Here is a 353-nt window from a genome sequence, read left to right on the forward strand (position 1 = left end):
GCTTTAGCGCCACAATCTCACCTAAATGATTAATTATTAAGTGTAGTTTGAATCCATATGACCAACCCATAGTGCCTTTTCCATGATGAGCAACGCCTTCAAACACTTTATTTCTTTTAGCTCTGATGATGTGACACACTTCTATTTTAGTGGAGTCAACAAATTGTATACCTGTGGGCTTGCCAAGTTTTGATGTGAGGTAACTGCACATCGGAACCACCACACTAGGCATAAGCGCGAGAAACCTTGTGTAACTCAGCAACTCTGGAAAATAGGCTTTAAGTTGACGGCAAACATAGTGAAGGTAGTAGTTTTTGAAATCTCTGTAATGTGACTGGTGAAAATGGATGATA

1 protein-coding gene is annotated in these 353 nt (G+C 39.7%); it reads right to left on the minus strand.

Going from position 1 to position 353, the window contains the following annotated elements; all coding sequences use genetic code 11:
* Positions 1–353 (minus strand): transposase (locus CWC14_RS17060; RefSeq protein WP_249928775.1); only part of this gene is annotated, 353 nt, incomplete at both ends.

It is taken from the genome of Pseudoalteromonas sp. S3260 (assembly GCF_005886925.1).
In the GTDB taxonomy this organism is placed as follows: domain Bacteria; phylum Pseudomonadota; class Gammaproteobacteria; order Enterobacterales; family Alteromonadaceae; genus Pseudoalteromonas; species Pseudoalteromonas tetraodonis.